The organism is Corynebacterium marinum DSM 44953 (genome assembly GCF_000835165.1).
In the GTDB taxonomy this organism is placed as follows: Bacteria; Actinomycetota; Actinomycetes; order Mycobacteriales; family Mycobacteriaceae; genus Corynebacterium; species Corynebacterium marinum.
Genome location: NZ_CP007790.1, coordinates 1,105,015 through 1,131,422 on the forward strand (window position 1 = coordinate 1,105,015; position 26,408 = coordinate 1,131,422).

Here is a 26,408-nt window from a genome sequence, read left to right on the forward strand (position 1 = left end):
TAATGAAGCAGGAGTACACACCCGTGAGCAAGCCCGTCGTCCTTATTGCCGACAAACTGGCACCGTCCACCGTAGACGCGCTCGGAGACGCTGTGGAGGTGCGCTGGGTCGATGGTCCGAACACCCCGGAGCTGCTGGCCGCCGTCCCGGAGGCTGACGCACTGCTGGTCCGTTCCGCGACCACCGTCACCCGCGAGGTCCTCGAGGCGGCCCCGAAGCTGAAGATCGTCGGCCGTGCCGGCGTCGGCCTGGACAACGTCGACATCGACGCCGCCACCGAGCGCGGTGTCATGGTCGTCAACGCTCCGACCTCCAACATCCACTCCGCCTGCGAGCACGCCGTCGCACTGCTCATGGCCACCGTGCGCCAGATCCCCGCCGCCGACGCGACCCTGCGCCAGGGCGAGTGGAAGCGCTCCTCCTTCAAGGGCGTCGAGATCTTCGGCAAGACCATCGGCGTCGTCGGCTTCGGCCACATCGGCCAGCTGTTCGCCCAGCGCCTGGCAGCCTTCGAGACCGAAATCATCGCCTACGACCCCTACGCGAACCCGACCCGCGCCGCGCAGCTGGGCGTCGAGCTCGTCGAGCTGGACGAGCTCGTCTCCCGCGCGGACATCATCACCATCCACCTGCCCAAGACCAAGGAGACGGCCGGCATGTTCAACGCCGAGCTGCTCGCGAAGTCGAAGAAGGGCCAGATCATCATCAACGCCGCCCGCGGCGGCCTGGTCGATGAGCAGGCGCTGGCGGACGCCATCCGGTCGGGCCACATCTGGGGCGCGGGCTTCGACGTGTTCTCCACCGAGCCGTGCACCGATTCCCCGCTGTTCGAGCTGCCGCAGGTTGTCGTCACCCCGCACCTGGGTGCTTCCACCGAGGAGGCCCAGGACCGCGCGGGCACCGACGTCGCCGCTTCCGTGCTCAAGGCCCTGGCCGGCGAGTTCGTGCCGGACGCCGTCAACGTCTCCGGCGGCCGTGTCGGCGAAGAGGTCGCCCTGTGGCTGGATCTCACCCGCAAGCTGGGCCTCCTGGCCGGTCAGCTGCTCGGCTCGGCGCCCGTCGACCTCGAGGTCGAGGCCCGCGGCGAGCTGTCCACCGAGGACGACCTGTCCGTGCTCGGTCTCTCCGCCGTCCGCGGCCTGTTCTCGGCCACCACCGACGAGCCGGTCACCTTCGTCAACGCCCCGACCATCGCCGAGACCCGCGGCCTGGGCTACAAGGTCGGTACCGCCACCGAATCCACCACCCACCGCTCCTCCGTCGAGGTCAAGGTCATCGGCGCGGACGGCACCTCCCGCACCGTGGCCGGCGCCCTCACCGGCCTGGACCGCGTGGAGAAGATCGTGCGTATCGACGAGCGCGGCCTCGACATGCGCGCCGAGGGCCGTAACCTCTTCCTCGAGTACACCGATGCCCCGGGAGCCCTGGGCAAGGTCGGTTCCCAGCTCGGCGAGGCCGGAATCAACATCGAGGCGGCCGCCCTGACCCAGGCCGCCAAGGGCGACGGCGCGATCCTCATCCTGCGCGTCGACGCCGAGGTCCCGGCGTCCCTGGAGAAGCAGATCGCCGAGTCCCTGGGCGCATCCGCGTCCGTCCAGCTCGACCTGGACTAGACTGACCGGTCTTCGGACCCCGAAAGGCCCCCGCCGCACATGCGCGGCGAGGGCCTTTTATTCATGTCTAGTGCCACGAAAAGTCCTGGTTGATGCGCATAGTGGACAGACCGGACCGACTAAACAGACTGATCGGTATGGCAATTATATACAAGATGGGTTAGTCTCTCTGAAAGTAAAGCCCGTTCGCGCACATAGGAGACAACCATGTCCGACCTCACCCCGAACCGCCAGCCCGGTCAGCCCCTCGAGCCCATTGACGCCGAGAAGCTCTCCCAGCTCGCGGAGAAGAACATCAACAACCCCGAGGGTGGGCGCAAGGTCATCCGCACCCACACTGAGGCCGACGGCAAGTTCCGCAACTACACCCGGGTGCGCAACCTGGAGCCGGTCCTGGTCTCCGAGCCGCCGGCCCTGCTGGGCGACGACACCGCCCCCAACCCCACCGAGATCGCCCAGGCCGGACTGGCTGCGTGCATCTCGGTCGGCATCCAGGCCATCGCCACGCACCGCGGCGTCACCCTGACCAAGATCGACATCGACATCGAGTCCGACATCGACGTCTCCCCGACCTGGGGCGTCGGCGACCTCGCCGAGGACAAGCGTCCCGGCGTGTCCGACGTGCGCGTGAAGATCGACCTCGAGGGGGACGCCGACCGTGAGACCCTCGACCAGATCCAGAAGGACGCCATCAAGTGGTCCCCGGTGGTCAACACCTACACCCGCCCGGCGAACCTGACCTCTGAGCTGGTCTGAGCATGAGCACCGCCATCCTGGAGAAGATCTCCGAGAACGCCAAGGCCGTCGACAAGAATCAGATCCCGGCCCGCTACGGGCTGGAGCTGCTCGGCGCGCAGAAGCTGTTCGTCCGCGACAGCCTGCGCGACACTGCCCGTCAGCTGCGTCAGATCGCCGGCGAGGATCTGTCCGTGGCCTTCGGCATCTGGGCCCACACCATGGTCATCACCTACCTGCGGACCGCGGGCACCGAGTACGCCCACCGCATCCTCCCGGCCCTGGAGACAGGCGAGCGTCCCGGTGTAACCGGTATGGCCCCCGCCTTCAAGGAGGCCGCCGGCGCCGGCACCATCGACCTGACCGCCACTCCGGTCGACGGCGGCATCCGGCTCAACGGCCGCCTCGCCTGGGCCTCCAACCTGGCCGACGACGCCGTGATCGTCACCGCCGGCCGCACCCCCGCCGGCGAGCGCCTGCTCCTGGCCTTCGACGGTGACGCCGAGGGCGTGACCCTGGGCGCCCCGTTCGCGCTGCTGGGCCTCAACGCCACCTCTTCCGCGTGGGTCACTCTGGAGGACGTCTTCGTCCCGGAGGGGCAGATCCTCTCCCGCGACTTCGAGGCGTTCATCTCCGCGGTGCGCCCGACCTTCATGATCCTGCAGACCTCCGAGTGCCTCGGCGTGGCCGATGCCGCCATCAGCGCCGCCGCCACCCGTCTGACCGGCATCAATGCGGTTCTCACGGAGGATGTGGAGCGGGTCCGTGACCAGGTCACCCATCTCATCCACACCCAGGAGCTCATTGCGGCGGTGCTCGACGACGCCGCAGTGGTCGACCGCGTCAAGCTCCTCGAGCTGCGCCTGGCCGCCGCCGAGGTCGCGTCCGCCGCGGCTGCCCTGGAGGTCCGCGTGGCCGGCGGTGCCGGGTACGCGCAGAGCTCCCCGGCGTCGCGCCGTTTCCGTGAGGCCGCCTTCATCCCGGTACAGTCGCCGTCCGAGACACAGCTCAAGTGGGAGCTGGCCCGTGCGAAGGCACAGAAGGAGAACTGACAGATGACGTGCGCCGATCTCACCGTGACCGGTGACCAACTGAAGGCGGCCGTGGGCACCTTCCCGTCCGGGGTCACCATCGTGACCACGCGTTCCGAGGGAGAGGACGTCGGACTCACAGTCAGCGCCTTCTCGTCGCTGTCGCTGGATCCGGCGATGGTCGTGCTCAGCGTGGCCAACTCCTCGACATCCCTTCCCCACCTCACCGTCGGCGCGCCTGTCGGGGTCTCCGTGCTGGCCGAGGGGCAGGGCGGGTTGGCCAGGCAGTTCTCCGTCCGCGGTATCGACCGTTTCGCCGGGGTGGACCTCGTCCGCCGGGGCCGCGGAGTGGCGCTCATCGACGGCGCCGCGGCCTGGTTCGCCGGAGAGATCGTCAACGCCTTCCCGGGCGGGGACCACACCATCCTCACCATTTCGGTGGCGGAGTGCGGCACCGGGGACGACGCCCGGCCGCTGCTGTACCAGCGCGGCCGCACCCATGACTGGGCCGCCGACGCCTCCTAGCGGCGCTTTCGCCGGGCGCGGCCGCGCTCATCCGCCGTCGTTGAGAAGTGCGCCACAAATTTTGCGACAATAAGATAATACGATTTACGTCTAAACGTATTACTATTACAGAGGTCGTTGCGCCTGTTTCCCTCCCGCCTGTCGCCGGCTCCGTTTCGGGCCCGTCTTCCAGCTCCCTGACCGGGACCGTCTACCGAACACTCGCCCTCATCGTCGGTGTCATCATCCTCGCCGTGGGGATCGCCGCGCTGGCCGGCGGTCGCTTCGCCGACGGCTTCATCGCCGAGGAGATGGACCGCCAGAACATCACCATGCCCACCGCGGAAGCTATTGACGGTCAGCTTGCGGGCGGCCGCATCGACCAGCATGCCGCCGAAGAACTGCGCCCCTTCGCCGGTGAACTGATGTCCAACGGCAACCATGCCAAGGCCTATGCCGGCTACATCCAGGACCACATGGCCGCTTCCGGCGCCGCCTCGGGTCTCCCGCCGGAAAAGGCCACCTATTCCGGCATCGGCTCCGCCTACTCTGAGGTTCAGGCGGAACTGACCGGCGAGGTCGCCGCCCGGAACCCGCAGGCGTCCGAAGAGGACATTTCCGCCCTCGTCGCCCAGGAGATCGCGGATTCCACATCCCGGTACGGGACTGCCCGTGAAGCTGCTTCCCTGGATTTGCTGCGCTTCGACACCATGTTCAACGGCAACATGCTCGTCGGCACGCTCCTCAACGTCTACGGCTGGGGCCTGATCGGCACAATCGCCACCTGGGCCGGCGTCGCCCTCGTGTTCTTCGGTGCGCTCCTGATCCTGGGGGGCTTCCTCCTTCGTCCGCGCCCCAACCGCCGGTAGCGCTCCGCCGGCCCCTGCGCGGCTGGTAGGATTCGGATGAAGTCCATCAGGTGAGAAAGGGATCCCACATAATGAAACTTGCAGTCATCGGCGGAGACGGAATCGGCCCGGAGGTCACCGACGAGGCCCTCAAGGTCCTCCGCGCGGTCCGCGACGACATCGAGACCACCGACTACGACCTCGGCGCGCGCCGCTACCTGCGCAACGGCGAGCTCCTCACCGACGCTGACCTGGCCTCCCTCCGCGAGCACGACGCCATCCTGCTGGGCGCGATCGGCGCCCCGGGCGAGGTCCCGCCCGGAATCCTCGAGCGCGGCCTGCTGCTCAAGATGCGTTTCGCACTCGACCACCACGTCAACCTGCGCCCCTCCAAGCTCTACGAGGGGGTCGAATCCCCGCTGAAGAACCCCGGCGAGATCGACTTCGTCGTCGTGCGCGAGGGCACCGAGGGTGCCTACACCGGCAACGGCGGCGCCATCCGCGTGGGCACCCCGCACGAGGTGGCCAACGAGACCTCCGTGAACACCCGCTACGGCGCCGAGCGTGTCGTCCGGTACGCCTTCGAGCTGGCGATGACCCGGAACAAGCACCTCACCCTGGTGCACAAGACCAACGTGCTGGTCCACGGCGGAGGCCTCTGGCAGCGCACCGTCGACGAGGTCGCCACCGAGTATCCGGAGGTCACCGTCGACTACTCCCACATCGACGCCGCCACCATCTACCTGGTGACCGACCCCTCGCGTTTCGACGTCATCGTCACCGACAACCTCTTCGGCGACATCATCACCGACGAGGCGGGCGCCATCTCCGGCGGCATCGGCCTGGCCGCCTCCGGCAACATCGACGCCACCGGCGCCAACCCGTCGATGTTCGAGCCGGTCCACGGCTCCGCCCCCGACATCGCCGGCCAGGGTATCGCCGATCCGACGGCGGCGATCCTCTCCGCCGCCATGCTGCTGCGCCACCTCGGGGACGAGGACAACGCGGCGCGGATCGAGGCCGCGGTGGCCGCGGACGTCGCGAAGCGGGAAGGCCGGATCCGCACCACGGATGTCGGAGACCGCATCGCCGCGGCCCTCAAGTAGGGTGAACGCGACCGCATAAGTTCACCACCCGAAGGGGCCCCCATGAGGCGACTGGCTGCCGCAATTGCCATGACCACCACTCTCACACTGGTGGCGGGGTGCACAACCTCGGCAGGCGAGAACGGCGAGGAGGGACAGTCGCCCCTCCCTATGGACTCCTCCGAGGTCCTCGCGGACGCGGACACCGTCGGCCGCCTCTTCGAATCCGCCGACGTCGTCGTCGTCTCGGGCCCCGCGCCCGCCGAGCAGCGCCGCGCGGCGGAGATCGCCGTCGCCGCGGGCGCGCCGCTGCTTGCCGACGCCGCGCTCTACAGCGCCGAGGTCGACCGCCTCGGCGCCACGCGCATCATCGCGGTGGGGGAGACCGGCCCCCTGCCCGAGGGCCCCGAGATCATCACCGCGCCCGCCGGCGAGAATCCCGAACCCGTCACGGTGGCGGACATCGCCGCACTGGCGCCCGGGGAGACCGCGGGCCTCGAGGGGCTCGGGGGTGTCGAGCCGGCTGAGGCGGACTATGCGATGCCGCCGGTGCTGGTGACGCCGGAGACCTCGGTGGCCGCCGCCGCCACAGCGCGCGCCGCCGGTGCCGAACTGACCGTCCTCGACTACCCGGACCCGCGCCTGACCAGCGAATCCATGTCGCTGGTCACCGAGCAGGACGTCCTGGCCCTCGGCGAGCAGTTCGGCGACCAGGCACGCTTCGACCGCGCCGTCGAACTCGCCGCCAACGGGGAGCTGCCCGGCGGCGGAGGCCTCGTCTTCCCCGGCCGCCGCATGATCGCGTTCTACGGCCACCCCTGGGGCGGGGACCTCGGAGTGATGGGCGAGCAGCCGCCGGCGGAGGCTGTCGCGCGCGTCGAGGAGCACATCAAGAACTACCAGGCGCTGGAGGAGCTGCCGGTCGTCCCGGCCTTCGAGATCATCGTCACCGTCGCCTCCGAGTTCCCCGGCGAAGACGGCAAGTACACCAACGTCGGCGACCCGGCCGAGTTCACCGGCTACATCGACGCGATCACCGAGGCCGGCGGCTACGCCTTCCTGGACCTCCAGCCCGGCCAGGCCAGCTTCCTGGAGCAGGCCAAGGTCTACGAGGAACTGCTCGCCCGGCCCAACGTGGGCCTGGCGCTGGACCCCGAGTGGAACCTGCAGGCCGGCGAGCAGCCGCTCCAGCGCGTCGGCCACGCCGAGGCCGCGGAGATCAACGAGGTCGCCGACTGGCTGGCCCAGCTCGTGCGCGACAACGACCTGCCGCAGAAGGGCCTGATCGTCCACCAGTTCCAGATGCAGATGCTGCGCGACCGCGAGCAGATCAACACCGACCACCCCGAGCTGGCCTTCATCCTCCACGCCGACGGCCACGGGGTCGCCGAGGAGAAGTTCGCCACCTGGGACGCGGTGCGCCAGGGGCTGGACGAGGACTGGTTCATGGCGTGGAAGAACTTCATCGACGAGGACAAGCCCACCTTCACCCCGGAGCAGACCTACGGCATCGAACCCCGTCCCTGGTTCGTCTCCTACCAGTAGGCCAGCCCCTTTCCGGCAAACCCCCGCCCGGCGGGCGGCGGGGACCTACGCTGGAGGCCATGACGGTCGAACTCGACGAGGTCCGCGACTTCATCGCTGACATAGAGCCCTTCACCCGCCTCCCCGACGCGGAGCTGGATCAACTGCCCGCGCACATGACCATGGAGTACGTGCGCCGCGGTGAGACGATCATCCGGCACGGGGAGGGCAACGACAATCTCCGCATCATCCGTTCCGGCGCGGTCGACGTCCTCGGCGAGGACGGGGTGCTCCTCGACCGGCGCGACGCGGGCCGCAGCTTCGGCTACTCCACGCTCGTGGGGGAGAACTCCTCCCGGTACACCATGGTGGCGGTGGAGGACAGCCTCCTGCTGATGCTTCCGCGGGAGGAGTTCCTGGCGCTGACCGAGCGCAACCCCGACATCCTGCGCTTCTTCTCCTCCCAGTCTCTCCGCATCAGGGCGGCTGCGGCGGAACTGCGCGAGGACCAGTCCACGGATGTCCTGCGGACCCGGCTGGGCGACTTCAAGATCGACAACCCCGTCTCCATTGCCCCGGAGGCGAGCATCCGGGAAGCCGCCGAGCTGATGGAGCAGCACCGGGTGTCCTCCCTGCTCATCACCGGCAACGGTGGGCTGTCGGGCATCGTCACGGACCGCGACCTGCGGGGGCGCGTCGTGGCCAAAGGCCTGGACAGCTCGCTGCCGGTCTCCGGGATCATGACCCCGAACCCGCGGACCGTCACCTCCGAGACCCTGGCCTTCGAGGCGATGATCATCATGGCGGAGATGCGCATCCACCACATCCCGATCGTCGACGAGGGGGAGCTGACGGGCATCGTCACCACCGCGGACGTCATGCGCCTGCTGCGGCACGACCCGATCTACCTCACCGCGGACCTGTCCCGGCGGAACTCCCCGGAGGAGCTGCGCAACGCCTATTCGCAGGCGTCCGAGGTGGCTGTGCGTTTCATCGAACGCGGCGCCTCCTCCGAGGAGACCTCCGGCATCATGACGATCGCAGCCGACGCCCTGGCCCGGCGCCTGCTCAAACTGGGCGAGGACCGGCTCGGCCCGCCCCCGGTGCCCTACACCTTCGTGGTCCTGGGTTCCCAGGGCCGGCGCGAGATGGGGCTGGCCTCCGACCAGGACAACGCGATGGTGCTGTCCGACGACTACGTCGAGGCGGAGCACGGCGAATACTTCGCCGAGTTGAGCTCCTACGTGTGCAACGGCCTGGACACCGCGGGCCAGGTCCTGTGCCCGGGGGACATGATGGCCTCCAACCCGCAGTGGCGGATGACGGTGTCCCAGTGGATCGACACCTTCCACGTATGGGTGACCGCGCCGGAGCCGGACGCGCTCCTGCACGCCCAGACCTTCTTCGACTTCCGCGGTATCTGGGGCGACATCGGGCTGGGGGACACCGTGCACAACAACGCCGTGGGCATGGCCCGTGGAGCCCGCCGCATGCACGCGCACATGGCGGCGCTGGCCGCCCGGCGCGAGCCGCCCCTCGGGTTTTTCCGCGGGCTAGTCGTCGACCGCTCCGGTGAGTACGCCAACACCCTCAACGTGAAGAAGGGGGGCACGGCCGGCATCGTCCAGATGGCCCGGCTGTTCGCCCTGTCCAGCGGCGTGACGGCACTGGGCACCAGGCGCCGGCTTCTCGACGCCGCCGCCGCCGGCGGCGTGTCCGCCAAGGGCGCGCAGGATCTTGTCGACGCCTTCGACTATCTCAGCTCAATCACCCTGCGGCACCAGTCCCTCCAGCTGCGGGAGAACGTGACGCCGGACTACCAGATCGACCCGAACAGGCTGGGCAAGATGGACCGGGAGCACCTGCGCGACAGCTTCCAGATCATCAAGGACATGCAGAACGCTTTGGCGTCGAAGTATCCGGTGAGGAACATCTGATGTGGCCGTTCCGCAGCGATCCCGCGGTCAAGGCGACCGGCCCGCTCAAGGAGTTCTACGCCACCCGGCCGCCCGCGGACAACACCCCGCTCGACGAGCTCCCGCTGCTCGCCGTCGACGTGGAGACCACCGGCCTGAAACCCGGTAAGCACCAGCTGGTCTCGATCGGCTGGGTCCCGGTCGACGGCACCAGGATCGACCTGTCGGGCGCGGGCTACGTCGTGCTGCGCGGGGCGGAAGGTTTCACGGTGGGCTCATCCGCGACGATCCACCAGCTCACCGACGACCAGATCGCGGCGGGCATCGACCACGCCGACGCGGTGGGGCAGCTGCTGCGGGCCCTGACCGGGCGGGTGCTGCTCGGCCACTTCGTCGCCATGGAGGAGGGCTTCCTCTCCCTCGCCTGCGAGCGGCTTTTCGACGCCCCCCTGAAGGTCCCCATGGTGGACACCTTCGCCATCGAACGCCGCCACATGGAGCGGATGGGCACCTACCCCCGGGGGGAGGACCTGCGGCTCGCCCGCGTCCGCCAGCGTTACGGGTTGCCGGACTACCACAACCACAACGCGCTCACCGACGCGCTGGCGTGCGCGGAGCAGTACCTGGCGCACCGTGCCACCCTGCCGATGTCCACGTTGAAGGACGTCATGGGGTGAGCGGAAGGCGCGCATTGTAGAGTTGTCGCCATGCGCTTTGGAAGAATTGCCCACCCTGAGGGTTTCAGTTTCGTAGTCATCGACGGCCAGGACGACAAGGACCTCGTCGCCAAGGAGATCAAGGACACGCCGTACACCGAGCCGGAATTCACCGGCCGGGAGTGGCCGCTGGCCGACGTGAAGCTGCTGGCACCCACCCTGCCGAGCAAGGTCGTGGCCATCGGCCGCAACTACGCCGACCACGTCGCCGAGGTGTTCAAGGAGTCCGCGGAGCACCTGCCGCCGACCCTGTTCCTCAAGCCGCCGACCGCGGTCGTCGGCCCGGACGCCGCCATCCGGATCCCCGAGTTCGCCACCAAGGTCGAGTTCGAGGGCGAGCTCGCGGTGGTTGTGGGCCAGGTCGCCAAGAACGTCAAGGCCGCCGACTGGAAGTCCGTCGTCCGCGGCTTCACCATCGTCAACGACGTCTCCTCCCGCGACCTGCAGTTCGCCGACGGCCAGTGGGCCCGCGCCAAGGGCATCGACACCTTCTGCCCGGTCGGCCCGTGGATCGAGACCGACATCGACGCCTTCGACCTGGACAACCTGTCGATCAAGGCCCACCTGACCCAGAACGGCGTCACGGAGACCAAGCAGGACTCCAACTCCAACCAGATGATCATGAAGATGGGCGAGATCATCGAATTCATCACCGCCTCCATGACCCTGCTCCCGGGAGACGTCATCTGCACCGGCTCCCCGGCCGGCACCGAGGCCATGAACCCGGGCGACGTCATCGAGATCGAGGTCGCCGGCCTGGGCACCCTCCGCAACCCGGTGGAGCGCGCCTGACCATGCACCATGACCACGGCGGCCACCACGAAGATTTCGACGAGTTCTACGCGGGCGGCCCCCAGTGGTCGGGCAACCCGAACGAGGCCCTGGTCCACGAGGCGTCCGACCTGACGCCGGGCAGGGTCCTCGACATCGGCGCCGGCGAGGGGGCCGACGCCGTCTGGCTGGCCGAACACGGCTGGCAGGTCACCGCCCTCGAGCCGGTGGCCGCGGCCGTGGAACGGGGGCGTGAGCTGGCGGCACGGCGCGGCGTCGATAAGCAGATCACCTTCGAGGCCGCCACCCTGTCGGAGTTCCTGGCGGGCGCGGGCGGGCAGAGTTTCGACCTGATCTGCGCCTTCTATTTCCCCGCGCCCGTCCCGGACGGGGAGGTGCGCGCGCTGGCGGAGCTGCTCGCCCCGGGCGGCACGCTGCTGTGGGTCGACCACGACTGGGAGGGTCAGCGCCCCGGGCGGATGAACCCCGCCGCCATGGAGTCCCTCCTCGAGGGACTCACCGCCAGGTCCGAGCTGCGGCGCAGCATCCGCGACGTCTCGCACGGCGCCGGGGCGCACCACCACGAGGACCTCATCCTGCGCGCGGAGCGTTAGAGCCCGAGCGAACGCAGGATCGTGCGCAGCTTCGCGGTGGTCTCGGTGAGTTCCTCCGCAGGGTCCGAGTCGGCGACGATGCCGCCCCCGGCCCACGCCCGGGCGAAGCGGCCGTCGCCGGTCACCTCCGCGCAGCGGATCGCCACCATGTACTCCCCGTCGCCGGAATCATCGCACCAGCCGACGACACCGGCGTAGAAACCACGGTCGGCCTCGGCCGTCTCGATGAGTGCTTCCGCCGCGTCCGTGGGAGTGCCGCAGATCGCCGGGGTGGGGTGCGTGTGCACCGCCAGCTCCAGGGCGGTGACCGCCGGATCCTTCAGCGTGCCCACGATCGGCGTGGCGAGGTGCCACATTTCGTTGGTGCGGGTCACTTCGGGACGTTCGGGGATGGACAGATGGGCGCAGAAGGGGCCGAGCTTCTCCCGCAGGTGCTCGACGACGTAACGGTGCTCGTCGAGGTCCTTGGCGGAGTCGGCGAGCCGCCTCCCGACGTCCAGGTCGGCGTCCGGGTCCGCCTGCCGTGGCGCTGAACCCGCCAACGGATACGCCGTGACGGTCGAGCCCTGACGCTTGACCAGTACCTCGGGGGAGGAGCCGACGATCATGTCGCCCGGCCGGCCGGCGGGGCTGAGGTCCGCGATGAAACCGTCGCAGTTGTAGGAGTTGTCGATGAGCCGGGCGGCCACCAGCAGCGGATCCACCGCCGGGCTGAAAGCAATGTCCACCGCCCGGGCGAGGACGACTTTCTCCAGCTTCGAGGCACGGATCGTGCTCACGGCCGCTTCCACCCGGCGCAGGTGCTCCTCCGGTTCAGGATCCACTCCGACGATCCTCGCATGCAGCACCGAGCCCGGGCCCTGCCGGTAATAGGAGTGGGGTTCGAGGGGCCCGTCCTCCCGGATGACGTGCTCCGGGACGGTCAGGGCGGCCGGAGCCGACCGGTCGAAGGGCAGGGCGCCGACAACGATGGGCACACGCCCGGAGCGGAGCGCCTCAATTGCCGCCCAGGGGTCGGTGAAAGTTTCCAGAGACCCCTGGGTGCGCACCGAGCCGTGCGCCCTGGACAGAAGAAAGTCCGGCGCGGTGACAGGTCGGTGGGCACACATGTCGAGACAGTCTAGTTCGTCGCGCAGGTGCCGTCATGCACCGCCCTGGGTTGAGTTTCAAACGGTGAAAAGCCGTGCTGGAGGGGGTCCGCGTTGTTATTGTTTCCTATCGTGAACCAAACGAAGAGCCTCCGCCGCGTCCTGCCGGCCCTCGTGGTGATGTTCACCCTGATTCTGTCTCAGGGGACCCTGCAGCCGCCCCCGGCCGCCGCCCAGCCGTTCTCGTCCAGCTCCCTCCTGCCGGGCAGCAGCCGGGGCGTGGGCGGGCAGACCTTTCCGCTGGCGGTGGGGCAGCGGGACGTCCTGGTCTCCCTGCCGGAGAACTACGACCCGGCGCTGGCACGCCCGGTGCTGCTCGCCTTCGGCGGTTGGGGCGTCGCCCCCGAGGAGATGGCGGCAAGCACCGGCCTGCGCCCCGGCTCCGACGCGATCATCGCGTATGCGCGCGGCGTCGACAACGCCTGGGCCGGCGCGCCCTACGCGCGCACGAGCCTGGAACAGGACACCGCCTACGCCCGCGCCATCGTCGACGCGATCGCCGAGCACCACCCGGTCGACCGCGCGCGGGTCTACGCCATCGGCCACTCCAACGGCGGAGCCTTCGCCACAGCCCTGGCCTGCCGGGCTCCGGACCTGGTGGCAGGGGTGGTGAGCGTCGCCGGGATGTTCTACAACCAGGTCGACGAGGGCTGCCCAGGCGGCGGAGTGCCCGTGATGCTCATCCACGCCACCAACGACGACGTCGCGCTCATCGACGGCGGAGTGCGCCACGGCGCACCCTTCCTCTCCACCCGGGAGGTCTTCCAGCGTTGGGGAGCCCGCAACGGTTGCCAGCCGGTGACCACCGGACAGATGCTGCCCGCCATCGGCGCCACCCACCAGGCCTGGTCGGGCTGCCGCGCAGACACGGAGCTGGTGGTCTCGGAGTCCGCCGGCCACCAGTGGCCGGCCCACGCCCCGGCCCTGGCGCGGGACTTCCTCTCGCGGCAGTTCGGCTGACCAGTACCATGACGGACATGACTGACGTTCGTGTTCGATTCTGCCCTTCGCCCACCGGCACCCCGCACGTGGGCCTGGTGCGCACCGCACTGTTCAACTGGGCCTACGCCCGCCACAACCAGGGCGCCATGGTGTTCCGTATCGAGGACACCGATGCCGCCCGCGATTCCGAGGAGTCCTACGAAGCGCTTCTCGACGCCATGAACTGGCTCGGCCTGGACTGGGACGAGGGCGTGGAGAAGGGCGGCCCGCACGAGCCCTACCGGCAGTCCCAGCGCATGGACATCTACGCGGACGTCCTGGAGAAGCTCAAGGCCGCCGGCGAGGTCTACCCGGCCTACTCCACCGCCGAAGAGGTCGAGGCGCGTCACAAGGCCGCCGGCCGGGATCCGAAGCTGGGCTACGACAACTTCGACCGCACCCTGAGCGAGGAGCAGATCGCCGCCCACGAGGCCGAGGGACGTCAGCCGGTGTGGCGCCTGCGTATGCCCGACCAGGACTGGAAGTGGAACGATCTGGTCCGCGGCGAGGTCGAGTTCAAGTCCTCCACCCAGCCCGACTTCGTGGTCGCCCGCTCCAACGGTGCCCCGCTGTACACCCTGGTCAACCCGGTCGACGACGCGCTGATGCGCATCACCCACGTCCTGCGCGGCGAGGACCTGCTGGCCTCCACCCCCCGGCAGCTGGCACTCTACGAGGCCCTCAAGCGCATCGGCGTCACCGATTTCACCCCGGAGTTCGGCCATCTTCCCTTCGTCATGGGGGAGGGCAACAAGAAGCTGTCCAAGCGCGACCCCCAGTCCAACCTCTTCCAGCACCGCGAGAACGGCATCATCCCCGAGGGCATGCTCAACTACCTCGCGCTGCTGGGATGGTCCCTGTCCGGCGACCGCGACATCTTCAGCGTGGAGGAGCTCGTGGCCAACTTCGACGTCGCCGACGTGCTGGGCAACCCCGCCCGCTTCGACCAGAAGAAGCTCGAGGCGATCAACGCCGACCACATCCGTCTGCTTCCGGCCGACGAGTTCGAGGAGCGGTTGCGCGCGTACCTCACGGAGTTCACCGACTTCCCCGCGGACTACCCGGCGGACAAGTTCAAGCTCGCCGCCGAGCTGACGCAGACGCGCATCAAGACGCTCTCCGAGGCCTACGGGCTGCTGAAGTTCCTCGTCACCGCCGACGAGGACCTCAAGCTCAACGAGAAGGCCGCCAAGAAGAACCTCAAGGAGGCGGCGATCCAGCCGCTCGACGCCGGCATCGCCGCGCTGGAGGGGCTGGAGACCTGGACGACCCCGGGCATCGAGGCCGCCCTGAACACGGCGCTCATCGAGGACCTCGGCCTCAAGCCGCGCGTCGCCTTCGGCGCGCTGCGCGTGGGTGTGTCCGGCGAGGCCGTCTCCCCGCCGCTGTTCGAGTCCATGGAGCTGCTCGGCCGCGAATCGACGCTCGCCCGTCTCCGCGCCGCCCGCGCCGCCACGCCCTTCGAGGCCGCGCCGGCGTCCTAGTCCTGGACGGGAAGGTCGGGGGAGTAGCGCAGCAGCTCCCCGGGCTGGCAGTCCAGCGCCTCGCACAAGGCGGCCAGGGTGGTGAACCTAACTGCCTTGGCCCGCCCGTTCTTGAGCACCGAGAGGTTGGCCGGGGTGATGCCGACCTTCTCGGCCAGCTCGCCCACACCCATCTTCCGGCGCGCGAGCATGACGTCGATATCCACCACGATGGCCATCAGATGACCGCCTCGAGCTCGGCGGAAAAACCCGCGGCCTGCGCGAGGAGCATCCGCTGCACGTAGACGATCAGTGCGACGCCGGCGATGAGCAGCGAGAAGACCGTTGACAGCAGGATGAGGCCGGGAGCATCGTCGACCTCGGCGACGACGTAGCCCGCCAGCAGCACGAAGAACGCCACGCCGCCGATCGCGGCGATGATCGCGTCGACCCAGCGGAAAGCGACAGGGGAGAAGACCGTCTTCTGCCGCACCAGCGACACGAGGCGCCACACCGAGACGATTGCCACCTGGACGCAGGCGAATCCGAGCACCGCGGCGGCCGACAGCACCACCTTGGCGGGCAGGGGGGCTGTCCCGTCGCCGAAGAGCAGGCCTCCGCCGACCACAATCTGGGCGGCGAGACTGACGAGGAACCCGACGACGAGGATGCCCCGCAGCAGGGTAGTGACTGGTAACGGCATGGGAGAGCCTTTCTTGACGGGTATCGATAAGAATATATCGTAATTCGATAGATAGCTCCAGGGTGCCGTCAGGTGGCCCTTTCCTGGCCGGGGCGGGTCTCGTGCTGACGGAAATGATCTATGAGCTGGCGATTTGTCAGTGTTGCAGCCTTGTGGTTATAGTTATCCACGTTGCACAGAGCGACAGCGGGAAAAAACATGAACGCAGTCAGGAAGTGTGACAGGAGACAACTCCACAATGGCCTATGGTGTAATTGGCAACACAGCGGTTTCTGGTACCGTCGTTCTAGGTTCGAGTCCTGGTAGGCCAGCTGCAGAGCAATCTGCCAGCGAGAAGAAAAGTCGCTAAGCCCCGTTCGTCTAGAGGCCTAGGACGCCGGCCTCTCACGCCGGTAACACGGGTTCGAATCCCGTACGGGGTACACATTAGTGAAGATGACTCCCGGACTCTTTTGAGTCCGGGAGTTTTTCTGATTCACCCCCGCCCTTACTTTTGGTGTGTGGATTGCACCTCAGCAAACATTGCGGTGGGGGTAACAGCAAGTAACGGATTCGTTAAATCCCTTTTAACCCGGGAACGTGCTGACATATGCTTCAGGTAAGCGGAGAGGCTCCACCTCAGACCCGGTACCAGGTAGAAGGTAGCGAGACTCCCCGGAAGGATCAACCGGAAGGAGAGCATGTGGCAGCAGGTCGAACTATCCATATCTCCGGACGCGACGCAGGCGTCCTCTCATAAGCGGCACCGCCATAATCCAGAACTTCCAGAGCGCAACGGATGCGCGAAGTACAGGAGCTAACGGGAGCGATATGAAGCGTCAGCAGTCAACCGGACCCCACGGAGCGGACAGGCCAACCCCCGACAACTAGTTCCTCAGAACTGCAGCGGACGCGACCACGACGGGATCATTACCCCGGGTCGACGAAACATTCGCAACGACGTCGGAAGTGGTGGAAGTACCACCGTCCACGGTTCGGAACCACCTCGAAACCCACCACCGAAAGTGGTGGGTTTCTTCCGTTGCCGGGGACGTGCTTTCAGGTCCTGAACTGGCGATTTGCAGTCCAAACCCTCCAGCGTTTACAGTAATGAAGTCCTCAACGGACGCCGCAATGAAAGCGAACGAGCCCCGTTCGTCTAGGGGCCTAGGACGCCGCCCTCTCACGGCGGTAACACGGGTTCAAATCCCGTACGGGGTACAAGATAAAGAGGAAAGCCGGGTCCGAAGACCCGGCTTTCCTCTTTTTCTGCCCGCAGCCGTGATCCCGTGGATAATCGTCCCCATGAACCCCGACTTCATGGCCCGCGCCATCGACCTGTCCCGGGAAGGGATGCTCGCCGGCGACGGCGGGCCCTTCGGCGCGGTGGTCGTCCGCGACGGCCAGATCCTCGCGGAGGGCCATAACACGGTGGTGGGCACCAATGACCCGACCAACCACGCGGAGATGACGGCCATCCGGCGTGCGGCGCGGGAGCTGGGCCGCTTCGACCTCTCGGACTGCGAGCTCTACGCCAGCTGCGAGCCCTGCCCGATGTGCCTGGGCGCGGTCTACTGGGCCAGGCTGGGGAAGGTCTACTTCGCCAACACCCGCGACGACGCCGCGGAGATCGGTTTCGACGACTCCCTCATCTACGGGGAGCTGGCTAAGCCGGTCGATCAGCGGCGGATCGAGTTCGAGCGCGCGCCCGATCCGCGTGCGCGCGAGGTCTTCGACGAATGGCTGGACAAGGCGGACCGGGTCCAGTACTAGAGGCAGGAGTCCACCATGATGAGTCTGACCCCGCGCCTGATGAGGGCGATCGACACGGCGGCCGTCAGTCACCGCGACCACGTGCGCAAAGGTTCGGGCATCCCGTACGTCGCGCACCTGTACGCGGTGATGCACCTGGTGTCGCAGGCGACCGGGGACGAGGACGTGCTCATCGCCGCACTGCTGCACGACACTCTGGAGGATGTGCCCGAGGTCTACCCGGAAACCCGGATGCGCGCGGAGTTCGGCGACAGGGTCACCGAGATCGTGCTGGGCCTGACCAAGGACGACTCGCTACCGGGCTGGCAGTCGCGTGCCGACGCCTACCTGGATCACCTGGAGCACCGTGCCCCGGAAGAGTCCGTGCTCATCGCGTGCGCGGACAAGCTGCACAACCTCATGTCCATCCTGGAGGACCATGCCGCGTTGGGGGACCGGCTGTGGGAGCGTTTCAACTCCACCAGGGAGCAGCAGCAGTGGTGGTACGCGCAGATCAGCAGGGTGGTGGAGAAGAGAATACCCGGCCTGCCCCTGAACAGGGAGCTGGCCGGGCTGGCGGAGCAGTTTAACCGAGCTGGCGGTTGAACGCGTTGAGGTGGTTGCGGGATCCCTTGAGCAGGTTTTCCATGACGTTCCTCACGTCGGCGTCCTCGGGGCCGAGGCCGGCGATGACCTGCTCCAGGTCGGCGATATCCATCTCCTCGATCGCCTTGCCCACCTCCAGGGCGTCGCGCGGGCTCTGCACGCCCTTGGCCACGAGCTGGTCGTGGAGGGTCTGCAGTTCGGGGTCGCTGAACTCGCCGGCGCCGAGGCGGGGGTCGGCGAGGCCGCGGGACTCCAGGAGCGGGAGGACGGCGGACTGGTGAGTGAGTTCGCTGTTGCTGATGTTGTCGAAGATGCGGGTGCCGTGCGCGTCGAACATCGCCCGGTAGACGTCGTAGGCGAGCTTCTCCTCCTCGATGAGGTAGCGCAGTTCCGCGTTGACGTCCACGGTGGTGGAGGCGGCGGCGGGGATGCCCGTCACCTGCTGTGCGGACTGTCCGTGGCGGGGTCCGGCGGCCTCCGCGGCCTGTGCGGTGGTTAGTGCCAGTGAGCCGGCGAGAACTGCTGCGCCGAATGTGCGGGTGAGTTTCATGGTCAACGTCTCCTCGGGGAGGTCTGCGGCTGTTGATCTGAATATAACTCCGCAGACCCCGGAAATTTACCCCCCAGGGTATGGGAATGATCACCTCCAGCTGCGGGAACTATTTCTCTCCTGCCTAAACGCTTCAGTCCCGCGTAAGATTTCCCGCATGATTTCCAACTCTGGTCCCACGATTGCCGACACCATCGGCGGCACGCCGCTCGTGCGGCTCGACCGGCTCACCGCCGGACATGACGTCACCGTGTGGGCGAAGCTCGAGTTCTTCAACCCCGGCGGCAGTGCCAAGGACCGCACCGCCCACGCCATGGTCGCCGCCAGCGACCTGAGGCCCGGGGACACCGTGGTCGAATCCAGCTCAGGCAACCTCGGTGTGGCACTCGCCCGGGAGGCCGTGCTGGGGGGATGGTCCTTCCACTGCGTCGTGGACCCGCGCACCAACCGGGCCACCATCGCCCACATGAAGGCGCTGGGCGCGACCGTCCACGAGGTGACCGAGCCCGACCCGGCGACGGGGGACTGGCTCACCGCCCGGCGCGCCCGCGTCGCGGAGCTGCTCACCGAGATCGACGGCGCCACCTGCCTCGACCAGTACTCCAACCCCGCGGCCTTCCGGGCGCACGACGAGGGCACCATGACCGAGATCGTCCGGCAGCTCGGCCACGCGCCCGACCATCTCGTCGTCGCGGTGAGCACCACCGGCACCGTCGGCGGCTGCCTGCGCCACATCGCCGCGCACGACCTGCCCACCCGGGTCACCGCGGTCGACGCCGAGGGCTCCGTGCTTTTCGACGGCCGCGCCGGCGAACGCCACCTCCCCGGCTTCGGCGCGGGCATGGTGCCCAAATTGGCGGAGTCGGTGCGCCCGCACCGGGTCCTGCGGATCAACGACCGCGAATCGGTGGCCGCCGCACGTAGGCTGGTCCGTCTGGAGGCGATCCTGCCCGGGGCATCGGGCGGGGCGGTGGTCGCGGGCGTCGAGAAGCTCCTTCCGGAGCTGGCGCCGGGCAGCGAGGTCGTGATCATTCTGCACGACAGCGGTACCGGATACCTCGACACGATCTACAACGACGACTGGGTGGAGGAGAACCTGTGACGAAGGTGGCTGTCATCGGCGGCGGGCCGCGGGGCCTGTGGGCGGCCGAGGAACTGCTGGAGCTCGCGCGCGAACGGGGTGCGGCGGTGGAGTTGCACGTGTTCGACGACGGCGGGCCGGCCGCGTACGACCCGCGGCAACCGGAGGAGTGGCTGATCAACGTGCGCTCCTCGGCCATCACGACGCAGCTGGGCAGCTTCGACGACTGGCGCGCCGTCCACGACGACCCCTTTCCGCCGCGGCGCCTGGTGGGCCGGTTCCTCGCGGAATCTTGGGCCGCGCTCGCCGCGCACGTGCCCCCGCGCTGCAGCCTCAGCCGGCACGAGGCGCGCGTGGAGAAGATCGATCCCGCGGGCGGGCAATGGCGGGTGGAGGGCGGGCTCTTTGACGAGGTCCTGCTGGCCACCGGCCACGCCGACGACTGGCCGGGCTCGCTCGCCCACGCAGACCTTCCCGAGGGTGTGCGCCTCATCGCCTCGCCCTACCCGGCCGAGAACCTCGCCGGGATCGGCCCCGAGGACCGGGTGCTCGTCCGCGGGGCGGCCCTGACCTTCCACGACATCACCCGCGCCTGCTCGCCGGCGGTGTTCATCCCCGTCACCCGCACCGGCCGGTTCATGGTGGTCAAGCCCGACCTCGGGGAAGTCGACGCCGCCGACATTATCGCCGCCGGCCAGGAATGCATCCGCCGGGTCGCCGATCTGCCGGAGCTGACCGGCGTGCTTGAGACGGTGGCGCGGCAGCTGCTGGCACGTGCCGGGCGGGACGGGGACCCGGCGGCGGTGCTCGCCGGGACAGACGACGGCGAGCCGCACGCGAACTGGGCCGTCGGCATCGCCTGGCGCGACCTCTACCCGGCGATCGTCGAGCGGGCCTCCTACGACGGCCGCGACAGCCTCGTCGGCTTCGGCGAGCTCGCCCGGCGCCTCGAGCGAGTCGCCTTCGGGCCGCCCCCGGAGACGATGGCGCACCTGCAGGAACTCATCGACTCCGGGCGCGTCGACCCCTCCCACCTGCACCGCGGCAACGAACCCCTGGCTGACCTCGTCCGGGAGCTCGACATCACGGTGGTCGTCGACGCCGTCATCCCGCCGCCCGGTGTGGTGCCCGGCACCCTGTGCCAGGCGCTCGTCGACGCCGGCCACGCGCGCATCCGGCCCGGCACCCGGGGCCTGGACGTCGAGCCGGACGGCACCGTCGTCGGGCAGAAACACCTCGCCGCCGTGGGGCGCATGACCGAGGACGTGGTCCTGGGCAACGACACCCTCTCGCGCACCCTCCACGACGTCCTCCCGCGCTGGGCCCGCCGCGTCGTGCCCGGGCCGCAGGCCGCCCACGGCATCCCGCCGCTGACCGCCCGCCTAAAGCCCTGGGCCGCGGAGTTGAGCGCCGACCCGGCGGCCTGCCGTGACCTGATCGCCGAGTTCGGCAGCCCCGTCAACGTGCTCGACCCGTCGCCCATGCTCGACAACGTCACCGAGCTGGTCGACGCCGGCGCGCAGATGGGCGTGGACACCCGCATCTTCTTCGCCCGCAAGGCCAACAAGGCGCTCACCTTCGTCGACACCGTCCGCGACGCGGGGCACGGTGTCGACGTGGCCAGCGAACGCGAGCTCGCCCAGGTGCTCGGCCGCGGCGTGCCGGGGGAGCGGATCATCCTCTCCGCCGCCATCAAGCCCGACCGGCTCCTGGAGCTGGCCATCGACAACGGGGTGACCGTCTCCGCGGATTCGCGCGCCGAGCTCGACCGGATCTCCGCCCTGGCCGGGAGCCGGCGCGCGAGGGTCGCCCCCCGCGTCGCCCCCGATCCCGCGTCGCTTCCTCCCACCCGCTTCGGCGAGCGTTCCGGCGACTGGGCGGAACATCTCTCCGGCCCGGTCGACGGCGTCGACATCGTCGGCCTGCACGTCCACCTGCACGGCTACGCGGCGGCCGACCGTGCCACCGCGCTGCGGGAGTGCATCTCGCTTGTCGACGCCCTCCTCGACGCCGGCCACGCCCCCGACTTCATCGACCTCGGCGGCGGCGTACCCATGAGCTACCTCGACGACGCGGACCAGTGGCGCGGCTACCACTCCGCCCGCCAGGCGGTGCTCGACGGCTACGCCCGGCCCTTCACCTGGAAGTCCGACCCGCTGAACACCACCTACCCCTACCACCAGTCGCCGGTGCGCGGCGGGTGGCTGAAGCAGGTCCTCGGCGACGGCATCGCCGAAGAGATGCTGGCACGGAACCTGCGCCTGCACCTGGAGCCGGGGCGCAGCCTGCTCGACGGCTGCGGGCTGATCCTGGCGGAGGTGGCCTTCGTCAAGACCCGCAGCGACGGGCTGCCCCTGGTCGGTCTGGCGATGAACCGCACCCAGTGCCGCACCACCTCCGACGACTACCTCGTCGACCCGATCCACGTCACCGACGCCGCGGACGGGGAGGAGGTCGAGGCCTTCCTGGTGGGCGCCTACTGCATCGAGGACGAACTCATCCTGCGCCGGCGCATCCGCTTCCCGAAGGGGGTGCGGGCCGGCGACATCATCGCCATCCCGAACACCGCCGGCTACTTCATGCACATCCTCGAGAGTGCCTCGCACCAGATCCCGCTGGCGAAGAACGTGGTCTGGCCGGCCGGGGTGCTCGACGACATCGATATCTAACGGTCCAGCTGCCGCTGGAATGCCTCCAGGTGGTTCTTCGATCCCTTGATGAGGTACTCCAGCAGGCCGGTCAGGTCCGTGTCGGATTCGGGTGCCTGCGCCAGCTCTTCCTCCAGCCCGGCGATGTCCATCACCTCGAAGTCCACGCCGACCTGGTAGGCGGCGGGGAGATTGGCGCTGCCCTGCTCGAGGAAGTCGTCGTAGAGGGTCTGCAGCTCGGGGTCGACGAACTGCCCGGGTTCGGCGAGCCGGGGATCCTCGACCCCCTTGTCCTCCATGACGGCGAGGACCTGGTCCTGGTGGCTGACCTCGGCCCCGGTGATGTTTCCGAAGACCCGGGCGCCGTACATCTCGTCGAAGGCGAGGTAGAGGTCGTGCGCGACCTTCTCCTCCTCGATGAGGCGGCGTAGGAGGTCCGCGGACTCGTATTCGCCGGCGGGGGCGGCGGACTCAGTCACGGTCACGGGTGCGGCCGACTCCTCCGGGGTGGTGCAGGCGCTCACGCCGAGGGCGGCGGTGAGGGCGAGGGCCGTGAGTGCGCTCAGGCGGCGGGTGTTCATGGCGGGCTCCTTGGGGGAGGGCGAACTTGCTCTGTCTCTTCTTTCAACCCCGCGTGAGGCCGATCTGTGCCGCCGGCGACGTCTACTGCGTCACAGCGAATCGGAGAGGTCCCGCGCGGCGTCCACCAGGTCCGCCCCCCATTTCTGCCCGGGGTGGGGGCGCAGGCGCTCGGCGGGCCCGGAGACGGAGATCACGGCGACGAGCTGCCCGGCCGGCGTGAACACCGGGGCGGACAGCGAGGCGAGGCCGACCTCGCGCTCGGCGACGGATTCGCTCCACCCGCGGTCCCGGACGTCGTCGAGGTCGGCGGGGGAGAAGCGGGCGTCGGCAAGCAGGGAGTCGCGCAGCCCCGACGGGCCGTAGGCGAGGAACACCTTGGCGGCGGAGCCGGAGGTGAGCGGCAGCTGGGAGCCGACGGGGACGGTGTTCTGCAGGCCGACGGGCGGTTCCTGGGCGGCGACGCAGGTCCGCGACGTGCCGGTGAGCTGGTAGAGCTGCACGGATTCGCCGGTGGTGTCCACCAGGCGGGCCATGACGGGTGTGGCGGCGGCGATGAGGTGGTCCTTGCCGCCGTTGCCCAGGGAAGCCAGAGCGGGGCCGGTCATCCAGCGGCCGTCCCCGCCGCGGGCGAGGATGCGGTGGGTCTCCAGGGCGGTGGACAGGCGGTGGGCGGTGGCGCGCGGGAGCCCGGTGGTCTCGCACAGCTCGGTGAGGGAGAGGGGGCGGGGTGCCACGGCCGTCATGATGGCCACTGCCCGGTCGAGCACCTTGATGCCGGAAACTGCGCTATACTGTCCCATACAGCGATACTAACATCTCACAAGGTGAGATTTCACAGATGGAAAGGTGGACATCCATGGCCGAGAAGCTCACGCTGGCCGAGAAGGTGTGGAACGACCACATCGTGGCCAAGGGCGAGAACGGGGAGCCCGACCTGCTCTACATCGACCTGCAGCTCCTCCACGAGGTGACCTCCCCGCAGGCCTTCGACGGACTGCGCCTGGCCGGCCGCAAGCTCCGCCGCCCCGACCTCCACCTGGCCACCGAGGACCACAACGTGCCCACCGAGGGCATCGTCTCCGGCTCCCTGCTGGAGATCAAGGAGGCGACCTCCCGCACCCAGGTGGAGACCCTGCGCAAGAACTGCGCCGAGTTCGGCATCCGCCTGCACCCGATGGGCGACGTCAAGCAGGGCATCGTCCACACCGTCGGCCCGCAGCTGGGAGCCACCCAGCCCGGAATGACCATCGTCTGCGGCGACTCCCACACCTCCACCCACGGCGCGTTCGGCTCCATCGCCATGGGCATCGGCACCTCCGAGGTCGAGCACGTCATGGCCACCCAGACGCTGCCCCTCAAGCCTTTCAAGACCATGGCCATCGAGGTCTCCGGCCAGCTGCAGGAGGGAGTCACCGCCAAGGACCTGATCCTGGCCATCATCGCCCAGATCGGCACCGGCGGCGGCCAGGGCCACATCATCGAGTACCGCGGCGAGGCCATCCAGGCGCTGTCCATGGAAGCCCGCATGACCATCTGCAACATGTCCATCGAGGCCGGCGCCCGCGCCGGCATGGTAGCCCCCGACCAGAAGACCTTCGACTACGTCGAGGGCCGCGAGTTCGCCCCCAAGGGCGCGGACTGGGACGCTGCGGTCGAGTACTGGAAGACGCTGCCCACCGACGAGGGTGCGGAGTTCGACACCGTCGTCGAGATCGACGGCTCCGCCCTGACCCCCTTCGTCACCTGGGGCACCAACCCCGGCCAGGGCCTGCCCCTGAGCGCCACCGTGCCTGACCCGGAGGACTTCACCAACGAGGGTGACAAGGCCGCCGCCGAGAAGGCGCTGACCTACATGGACCTCACGCCGGGCACCCCGCTGCGCGACATCGCCATCGACACCGTCTTCCTCGGCTCCTGCACCAACGCCCGCATCGAGGACCTGCGCGCCGCCGCCGAGGTGCTCGAGGGCCGCACCATCGCCGAGGGCACCCGCATGCTCGTCGTTCCGTCCTCCACGCTGGTCAAGCAGCAGGCCGAGGAAGAGGGCCTGGACAAGATCTTCACCGAATTCGGCGCCGAGTGGCGCACCGCCGGCTGTTCCATGTGCCTGGGCATGAACCCGGACCAGCTCAAGCCGGGCGAGCGCTCCGCCTCCACCTCCAACCGCAACTTCGAGGGCCGCCAGGGCCCGGGCGGGCGCACCCACCTCGTGTCCCCGCCGGTGGCCGCCGCCACCGCCGTCCTCGGCCACCTCGCCAGCCCCGCCGACCTGTAAGGAGCCCACCATGGACAAGTTCACCACCCACACCGGCGTCGGCGTCCCGCTGACCCGCTCCAACGTCGACACCGACCAGATCATCCCCGCGGTCTACCTCAAGCGCGTCACCCGCACGGGCTTCGAGGACGGATTGTTCGCCGGCTGGCGCAAGGACGAGAACTTCGTCCTCAACCAGGAGCCCTACCGCAACGGCTCCGTGCTCGTCGCCGGCCCGGACTTCGGCACCGGCTCCTCCCGAGAGCACGCCGTCTGGGCGCTCATGGACTACGGCTTCCGCGTCGTGCTGTCCCCTCGCTTCGCCGACATCTTCCGCGGCAACTCCGGCAAGGCCGGCCTGCTGGCCGCGCAGATGGAGGAATCCGACATCGAGCTGCTGTGGAAGCAGCTCGAGGCGGAACCCGGCCTGGAGATCACCGTCGACCTGGAGTCCCGCACCGTCACCGCGGGGGAGAACACCTACCAGTTCACCGTCGACGACTACACCCGCTGGCGCCTCCTGGAGGGCCTCGACGACATCGGCCTGACCCTGCGCGACGAGCCGGCCATCACCGCCTTCGAGGCGAAGCGTCCGGCCTTCAAGCCGACGATCACCGCCGACGCGTAGACCGCACAGAGCCCCAGGCCCCACCCGGGCCTGGGGCTCTGTGCTTTGCGGACCACTCCGTCGAACTCGGCCCTAGGACCCCGGGCGGGGAGTGACCAGCCCGACGTCGGCGCGCTCGATCTTCAGCGCCGCCGGCGCCACCTTCGCGTAGCGGCGGCCGACCGACGCGCATTCCTCGCAGATGTCCTCCGGGATGACGCCCAACCGCATGAGCACGCTGAAGATCCGGCAGCCCAGGCAGAAACCGAACACGGACTCCAGGGTCGCGGCCGCCACGAGGACGGCCAGTGTCGCGGTCGCGGCGGCCGTCCATCCGGCGAGCGTGAATCCCAGCGCCGTTGCGCTCACCGCCAGGCCGATGGCCTGGGCGAAACGCTTCGGCGGGCCGGCGGTGAGCCGTGGCGTGCGCCCCAGCAGCGGCACCAGCACGTGGACGGAGAGGCGGCCGAGGAGGGAGTAGCGGGGGCCTCCCGCGACGCGCAGGGCGAAGCCGAGCGTGAGGGCCACGAGCAGCGCCAGCCGCAGGGAACCTCCGGAAAGGGCCGTCGCCACGGCGAGCGCGACCACCAGGCCGGCGGTGCACCGGGCGGCATACTCGTTGACCGGGTTGGGGAAGGCGAACAGGGACCGGTTCAAGACAATCTCCTCACAGGCGGGCGGATCAGCCGAGTATACC

At 68.9% G+C, this 26,408-nt stretch carries 26 protein-coding genes and 3 tRNA genes; 22 read left to right on the plus strand and 7 right to left on the minus strand.

Annotation, left to right across the window (positions count from 1 at the left end; translation table 11 throughout):
- Window positions 1-2: 2 nt before the first annotated feature.
- The 11 genes from serA to B840_RS05350 all read left to right on the plus strand — a co-directional run bounded on the left by serA (window position 3) and on the right by B840_RS05350 (window position 11,357).
- Entirely contained in the window at window positions 3-1,613 is a 1,611-nt protein-coding gene (gene serA, locus B840_RS05300; protein ID WP_042621282.1) for a phosphoglycerate dehydrogenase, read from the plus strand.
- Window positions 1,614-1,820: 207 nt separating this feature from the next.
- Window positions 1,821-2,369, plus strand: coding sequence for an OsmC family protein (locus tag B840_RS05305; RefSeq protein ID WP_042621283.1), 549 nt, complete (start codon window positions 1,821-1,823; stop codon window positions 2,367-2,369).
- 2 nt (window positions 2,370-2,371) lie between these two features.
- Window positions 2,372-3,400 carry an acyl-CoA dehydrogenase family protein gene (locus B840_RS05310; RefSeq protein ID WP_042621284.1) on the plus strand — a complete coding sequence of 343 codons (1,029 nt, stop codon included), beginning with the start codon at window positions 2,372-2,374 and terminating at the stop codon, window positions 3,398-3,400.
- A 3-nt stretch (window positions 3,401-3,403) separates the two neighbouring features.
- Window positions 3,404-3,904 carry a flavin reductase family protein gene (locus B840_RS05315; RefSeq protein ID WP_042621285.1) on the plus strand — a complete coding sequence of 167 codons (501 nt, stop codon included), beginning with the start codon at window positions 3,404-3,406 and terminating at the stop codon, window positions 3,902-3,904.
- Window positions 3,905-4,137: 233 nt separating this feature from the next.
- On the plus strand, window positions 4,138-4,752 hold the full coding sequence (locus B840_RS05320) for a hypothetical protein (protein WP_042621286.1): 615 nt from the start codon (window positions 4,138-4,140) through the stop codon (window positions 4,750-4,752).
- A gap of 71 nt (window positions 4,753-4,823) precedes the next feature.
- The gene (locus tag B840_RS05325; RefSeq protein WP_042621287.1) at window positions 4,824-5,837 is read left to right on the plus strand and encodes a 3-isopropylmalate dehydrogenase; all 1,014 of its coding nucleotides are present in this window, start codon (window positions 4,824-4,826) and stop codon (window positions 5,835-5,837) included.
- A gap of 42 nt (window positions 5,838-5,879) precedes the next feature.
- The gene (locus B840_RS05330) at window positions 5,880-7,361 is read left to right on the plus strand and encodes a hypothetical protein (RefSeq protein ID WP_042621288.1); all 1,482 of its coding nucleotides are present in this window, start codon (window positions 5,880-5,882) and stop codon (window positions 7,359-7,361) included.
- 59 nt (window positions 7,362-7,420) lie between these two features.
- Window positions 7,421-9,277 carry a DUF294 nucleotidyltransferase-like domain-containing protein gene (locus B840_RS05335; RefSeq protein ID WP_042621289.1) on the plus strand — a complete coding sequence of 619 codons (1,857 nt, stop codon included), beginning with the start codon at window positions 7,421-7,423 and terminating at the stop codon, window positions 9,275-9,277.
- Window positions 9,277-9,933 carry an exonuclease domain-containing protein gene (locus tag B840_RS05340; RefSeq protein WP_042621290.1) on the plus strand — a complete coding sequence of 219 codons (657 nt, stop codon included), beginning with the start codon at window positions 9,277-9,279 and terminating at the stop codon, window positions 9,931-9,933. Before B840_RS05335 ends, B840_RS05340 begins: the two co-directional genes overlap by 1 nt.
- A 30-nt stretch (window positions 9,934-9,963) precedes the next feature.
- Complete coding sequence (locus tag B840_RS05345; RefSeq protein WP_042621291.1) at window positions 9,964-10,764, plus strand: fumarylacetoacetate hydrolase family protein; 801 nt, start codon at window positions 9,964-9,966, stop codon at window positions 10,762-10,764.
- Window positions 10,765-10,766: 2 nt separating this feature from the next.
- Window positions 10,767-11,357: a class I SAM-dependent methyltransferase gene (locus tag B840_RS05350; protein WP_042621292.1), complete on the plus strand. Its 591-nt coding sequence runs from the start codon at window positions 10,767-10,769 to the stop codon at window positions 11,355-11,357.
- Here B840_RS05350 and B840_RS05355 read toward each other — a convergent pair.
- Complete coding sequence (locus tag B840_RS05355) at window positions 11,354-12,466, minus strand: isochorismate synthase (protein WP_042621293.1); 1,113 nt, start codon at window positions 12,464-12,466, stop codon at window positions 11,354-11,356. The two genes, B840_RS05350 and B840_RS05355, sit on opposite strands and share 4 nt — an antisense overlap.
- A 111-nt stretch (window positions 12,467-12,577) precedes the next feature.
- Here B840_RS05355 and B840_RS05360 point away from each other — a divergent pair, with 111 nt between their 5' ends.
- Window positions 12,578-13,465: a CE1 family esterase gene (locus tag B840_RS05360; RefSeq protein WP_052491101.1), complete on the plus strand. Its 888-nt coding sequence runs from the start codon at window positions 12,578-12,580 to the stop codon at window positions 13,463-13,465.
- An 8-nt stretch (window positions 13,466-13,473) separates the two neighbouring features.
- Window positions 13,474-14,970: a glutamate--tRNA ligase gene (gene gltX, locus B840_RS05365; RefSeq protein ID WP_084602806.1), complete on the plus strand. Its 1,497-nt coding sequence runs from the start codon at window positions 13,474-13,476 to the stop codon at window positions 14,968-14,970.
- On the opposite strand, the gene B840_RS05370 is transcribed toward gltX, so the two are convergent.
- Both B840_RS05370 and B840_RS05375 read right to left on the minus strand, forming a co-directional pair.
- Window positions 14,967-15,188 (minus strand): helix-turn-helix domain-containing protein, encoded by a 222-nt coding sequence (locus B840_RS05370; RefSeq protein WP_042621295.1) that lies wholly within the window; start codon window positions 15,186-15,188, stop codon window positions 14,967-14,969. The genes gltX and B840_RS05370 overlap by 4 nt on opposite strands.
- Entirely contained in the window at window positions 15,188-15,652 is a 465-nt protein-coding gene (locus tag B840_RS05375; protein ID WP_042621296.1) for a DUF2975 domain-containing protein, read from the minus strand. The genes B840_RS05370 and B840_RS05375 overlap by 1 nt, the downstream gene beginning before the upstream one ends.
- A gap of 239 nt (window positions 15,653-15,891) precedes the next feature.
- Between B840_RS05375 and B840_RS05380 the strand changes: the two genes are divergently transcribed.
- From B840_RS05380 to B840_RS05400, 5 genes are all read left to right on the plus strand, one after another.
- Window positions 15,892-15,963: transfer RNA gene (locus B840_RS05380), tRNA-Gln, on the plus strand.
- A 38-nt stretch (window positions 15,964-16,001) separates the two neighbouring features.
- A tRNA-Glu gene (locus B840_RS05385) sits at window positions 16,002-16,074 on the plus strand.
- Window positions 16,075-16,779: 705 nt separating this feature from the next.
- Window positions 16,780-16,852: transfer RNA gene (locus tag B840_RS05390), tRNA-Glu, on the plus strand.
- 84 nt (window positions 16,853-16,936) lie between these two features.
- Window positions 16,937-17,404, plus strand: coding sequence for a nucleoside deaminase (locus tag B840_RS05395; RefSeq protein WP_042621297.1), 468 nt, complete (start codon window positions 16,937-16,939; stop codon window positions 17,402-17,404).
- Window positions 17,405-17,419: 15 nt separating this feature from the next.
- Window positions 17,420-17,989 (plus strand): HD domain-containing protein, encoded by a 570-nt coding sequence (locus B840_RS05400; protein ID WP_042621298.1) that lies wholly within the window; start codon window positions 17,420-17,422, stop codon window positions 17,987-17,989.
- Here B840_RS05400 and B840_RS05405 read toward each other — a convergent pair.
- Complete coding sequence (locus tag B840_RS05405; RefSeq protein WP_052491102.1) at window positions 17,970-18,539, minus strand: DUF2202 domain-containing protein; 570 nt, start codon at window positions 18,537-18,539, stop codon at window positions 17,970-17,972. The genes B840_RS05400 and B840_RS05405 overlap by 20 nt on opposite strands.
- Window positions 18,540-18,696: 157 nt before the next feature.
- On the opposite strand from B840_RS05405, the gene B840_RS05410 reads away from it, so the two are divergent.
- Window positions 18,697-19,641, plus strand: a complete 945-nt coding sequence (locus B840_RS05410) for a pyridoxal-phosphate dependent enzyme (protein WP_042621299.1) — start codon at window positions 18,697-18,699, stop codon at window positions 19,639-19,641.
- Window positions 19,638-22,289, plus strand: a complete 2,652-nt coding sequence (locus B840_RS05415; RefSeq protein ID WP_042621300.1) for an FAD/NAD(P)-binding protein — start codon at window positions 19,638-19,640, stop codon at window positions 22,287-22,289. The genes B840_RS05410 and B840_RS05415 overlap by 4 nt, the downstream gene beginning before the upstream one ends.
- Here the strand turns inward: B840_RS05415 and B840_RS05420 are convergent.
- Both B840_RS05420 and B840_RS05425 read right to left on the minus strand, forming a co-directional pair.
- Window positions 22,286-22,849 carry a DUF2202 domain-containing protein gene (locus B840_RS05420; protein WP_042621301.1) on the minus strand — a complete coding sequence of 188 codons (564 nt, stop codon included), beginning with the start codon at window positions 22,847-22,849 and terminating at the stop codon, window positions 22,286-22,288. The two genes, B840_RS05415 and B840_RS05420, sit on opposite strands and share 4 nt — an antisense overlap.
- Before the next feature lie 90 nt (window positions 22,850-22,939).
- Window positions 22,940-23,650, minus strand: a complete 711-nt coding sequence (locus tag B840_RS05425) for an IclR family transcriptional regulator (protein WP_042621302.1) — start codon at window positions 23,648-23,650, stop codon at window positions 22,940-22,942.
- A gap of 56 nt (window positions 23,651-23,706) precedes the next feature.
- Here B840_RS05425 and leuC point away from each other — a divergent pair, with 56 nt between their 5' ends.
- Window positions 23,707-25,125, plus strand: coding sequence for a 3-isopropylmalate dehydratase large subunit (gene leuC, locus B840_RS05430; RefSeq protein WP_042621303.1), 1,419 nt, complete (start codon window positions 23,707-23,709; stop codon window positions 25,123-25,125).
- A gap of 10 nt (window positions 25,126-25,135) precedes the next feature.
- Window positions 25,136-25,732 (plus strand): 3-isopropylmalate dehydratase small subunit, encoded by a 597-nt coding sequence (gene leuD, locus B840_RS05435; protein ID WP_042621304.1) that lies wholly within the window; start codon window positions 25,136-25,138, stop codon window positions 25,730-25,732.
- A 72-nt stretch (window positions 25,733-25,804) separates the two neighbouring features.
- Here leuD and B840_RS05440 read toward each other — a convergent pair whose 3' ends face one another.
- Window positions 25,805-26,368 carry a DUF4395 domain-containing protein gene (locus B840_RS05440; protein ID WP_042621305.1) on the minus strand — a complete coding sequence of 188 codons (564 nt, stop codon included), beginning with the start codon at window positions 26,366-26,368 and terminating at the stop codon, window positions 25,805-25,807.
- Window positions 26,369-26,408 lie beyond the last annotated feature (40 nt).

What these genes read in the sequence shown, in the direction of transcription:
- serA (WP_042621282.1), top strand. Translation starts at nt 3, where the DNA reads ATGAAGCAGGAGTACACACCCGTGAGCAAGCCCGTCGTCCTTATTGCC.
- B840_RS05305 (WP_042621283.1), top strand. Translation starts at nt 1,821, where the DNA reads ATGTCCGACCTCACCCCGAACCGCCAGCCCGGTCAGCCCCTCGAGCCC.
- B840_RS05310 (WP_042621284.1), top strand. Translation starts at nt 2,372, where the DNA reads ATGAGCACCGCCATCCTGGAGAAGATCTCCGAGAACGCCAAGGCCGTC.
- B840_RS05315 (WP_042621285.1), top strand. Translation starts at nt 3,404, where the DNA reads ATGACGTGCGCCGATCTCACCGTGACCGGTGACCAACTGAAGGCGGCC.
- B840_RS05325 (WP_042621287.1), top strand. Translation starts at nt 4,824, where the DNA reads ATGAAACTTGCAGTCATCGGCGGAGACGGAATCGGCCCGGAGGTCACC.
- B840_RS05330 (WP_042621288.1), top strand. Translation starts at nt 5,880, where the DNA reads ATGAGGCGACTGGCTGCCGCAATTGCCATGACCACCACTCTCACACTG.
- B840_RS05335 (WP_042621289.1), top strand. Translation starts at nt 7,421, where the DNA reads ATGACGGTCGAACTCGACGAGGTCCGCGACTTCATCGCTGACATAGAG.
- B840_RS05340 (WP_042621290.1), top strand. Translation starts at nt 9,277, where the DNA reads ATGTGGCCGTTCCGCAGCGATCCCGCGGTCAAGGCGACCGGCCCGCTC.
- B840_RS05345 (WP_042621291.1), top strand. Translation starts at nt 9,964, where the DNA reads ATGCGCTTTGGAAGAATTGCCCACCCTGAGGGTTTCAGTTTCGTAGTC.
- B840_RS05350 (WP_042621292.1), top strand. Translation starts at nt 10,767, where the DNA reads ATGCACCATGACCACGGCGGCCACCACGAAGATTTCGACGAGTTCTAC.
- B840_RS05355 (WP_042621293.1), bottom strand. Translation starts at nt 12,466, where the DNA reads ATGTGTGCCCACCGACCTGTCACCGCGCCGGACTTTCTTCTGTCCAGG.
- gltX (WP_084602806.1), top strand. Translation starts at nt 13,474, where the DNA reads ATGACGGACATGACTGACGTTCGTGTTCGATTCTGCCCTTCGCCCACC.
- B840_RS05370 (WP_042621295.1), bottom strand. Translation starts at nt 15,188, where the DNA reads ATGGCCATCGTGGTGGATATCGACGTCATGCTCGCGCGCCGGAAGATG.
- B840_RS05375 (WP_042621296.1), bottom strand. Translation starts at nt 15,652, where the DNA reads ATGCCGTTACCAGTCACTACCCTGCTGCGGGGCATCCTCGTCGTCGGG.
- B840_RS05395 (WP_042621297.1), top strand. Translation starts at nt 16,937, where the DNA reads ATGAACCCCGACTTCATGGCCCGCGCCATCGACCTGTCCCGGGAAGGG.
- B840_RS05400 (WP_042621298.1), top strand. Translation starts at nt 17,420, where the DNA reads ATGATGAGTCTGACCCCGCGCCTGATGAGGGCGATCGACACGGCGGCC.
- B840_RS05405 (WP_052491102.1), bottom strand. Translation starts at nt 18,539, where the DNA reads ATGAAACTCACCCGCACATTCGGCGCAGCAGTTCTCGCCGGCTCACTG.
- B840_RS05410 (WP_042621299.1), top strand. Translation starts at nt 18,697, where the DNA reads ATGATTTCCAACTCTGGTCCCACGATTGCCGACACCATCGGCGGCACG.
- B840_RS05420 (WP_042621301.1), bottom strand. Translation starts at nt 22,849, where the DNA reads ATGAACACCCGCCGCCTGAGCGCACTCACGGCCCTCGCCCTCACCGCC.
- B840_RS05425 (WP_042621302.1), bottom strand. Translation starts at nt 23,650, where the DNA reads ATGGGACAGTATAGCGCAGTTTCCGGCATCAAGGTGCTCGACCGGGCA.
- leuC (WP_042621303.1), top strand. Translation starts at nt 23,707, where the DNA reads ATGGCCGAGAAGCTCACGCTGGCCGAGAAGGTGTGGAACGACCACATC.
- leuD (WP_042621304.1), top strand. Translation starts at nt 25,136, where the DNA reads ATGGACAAGTTCACCACCCACACCGGCGTCGGCGTCCCGCTGACCCGC.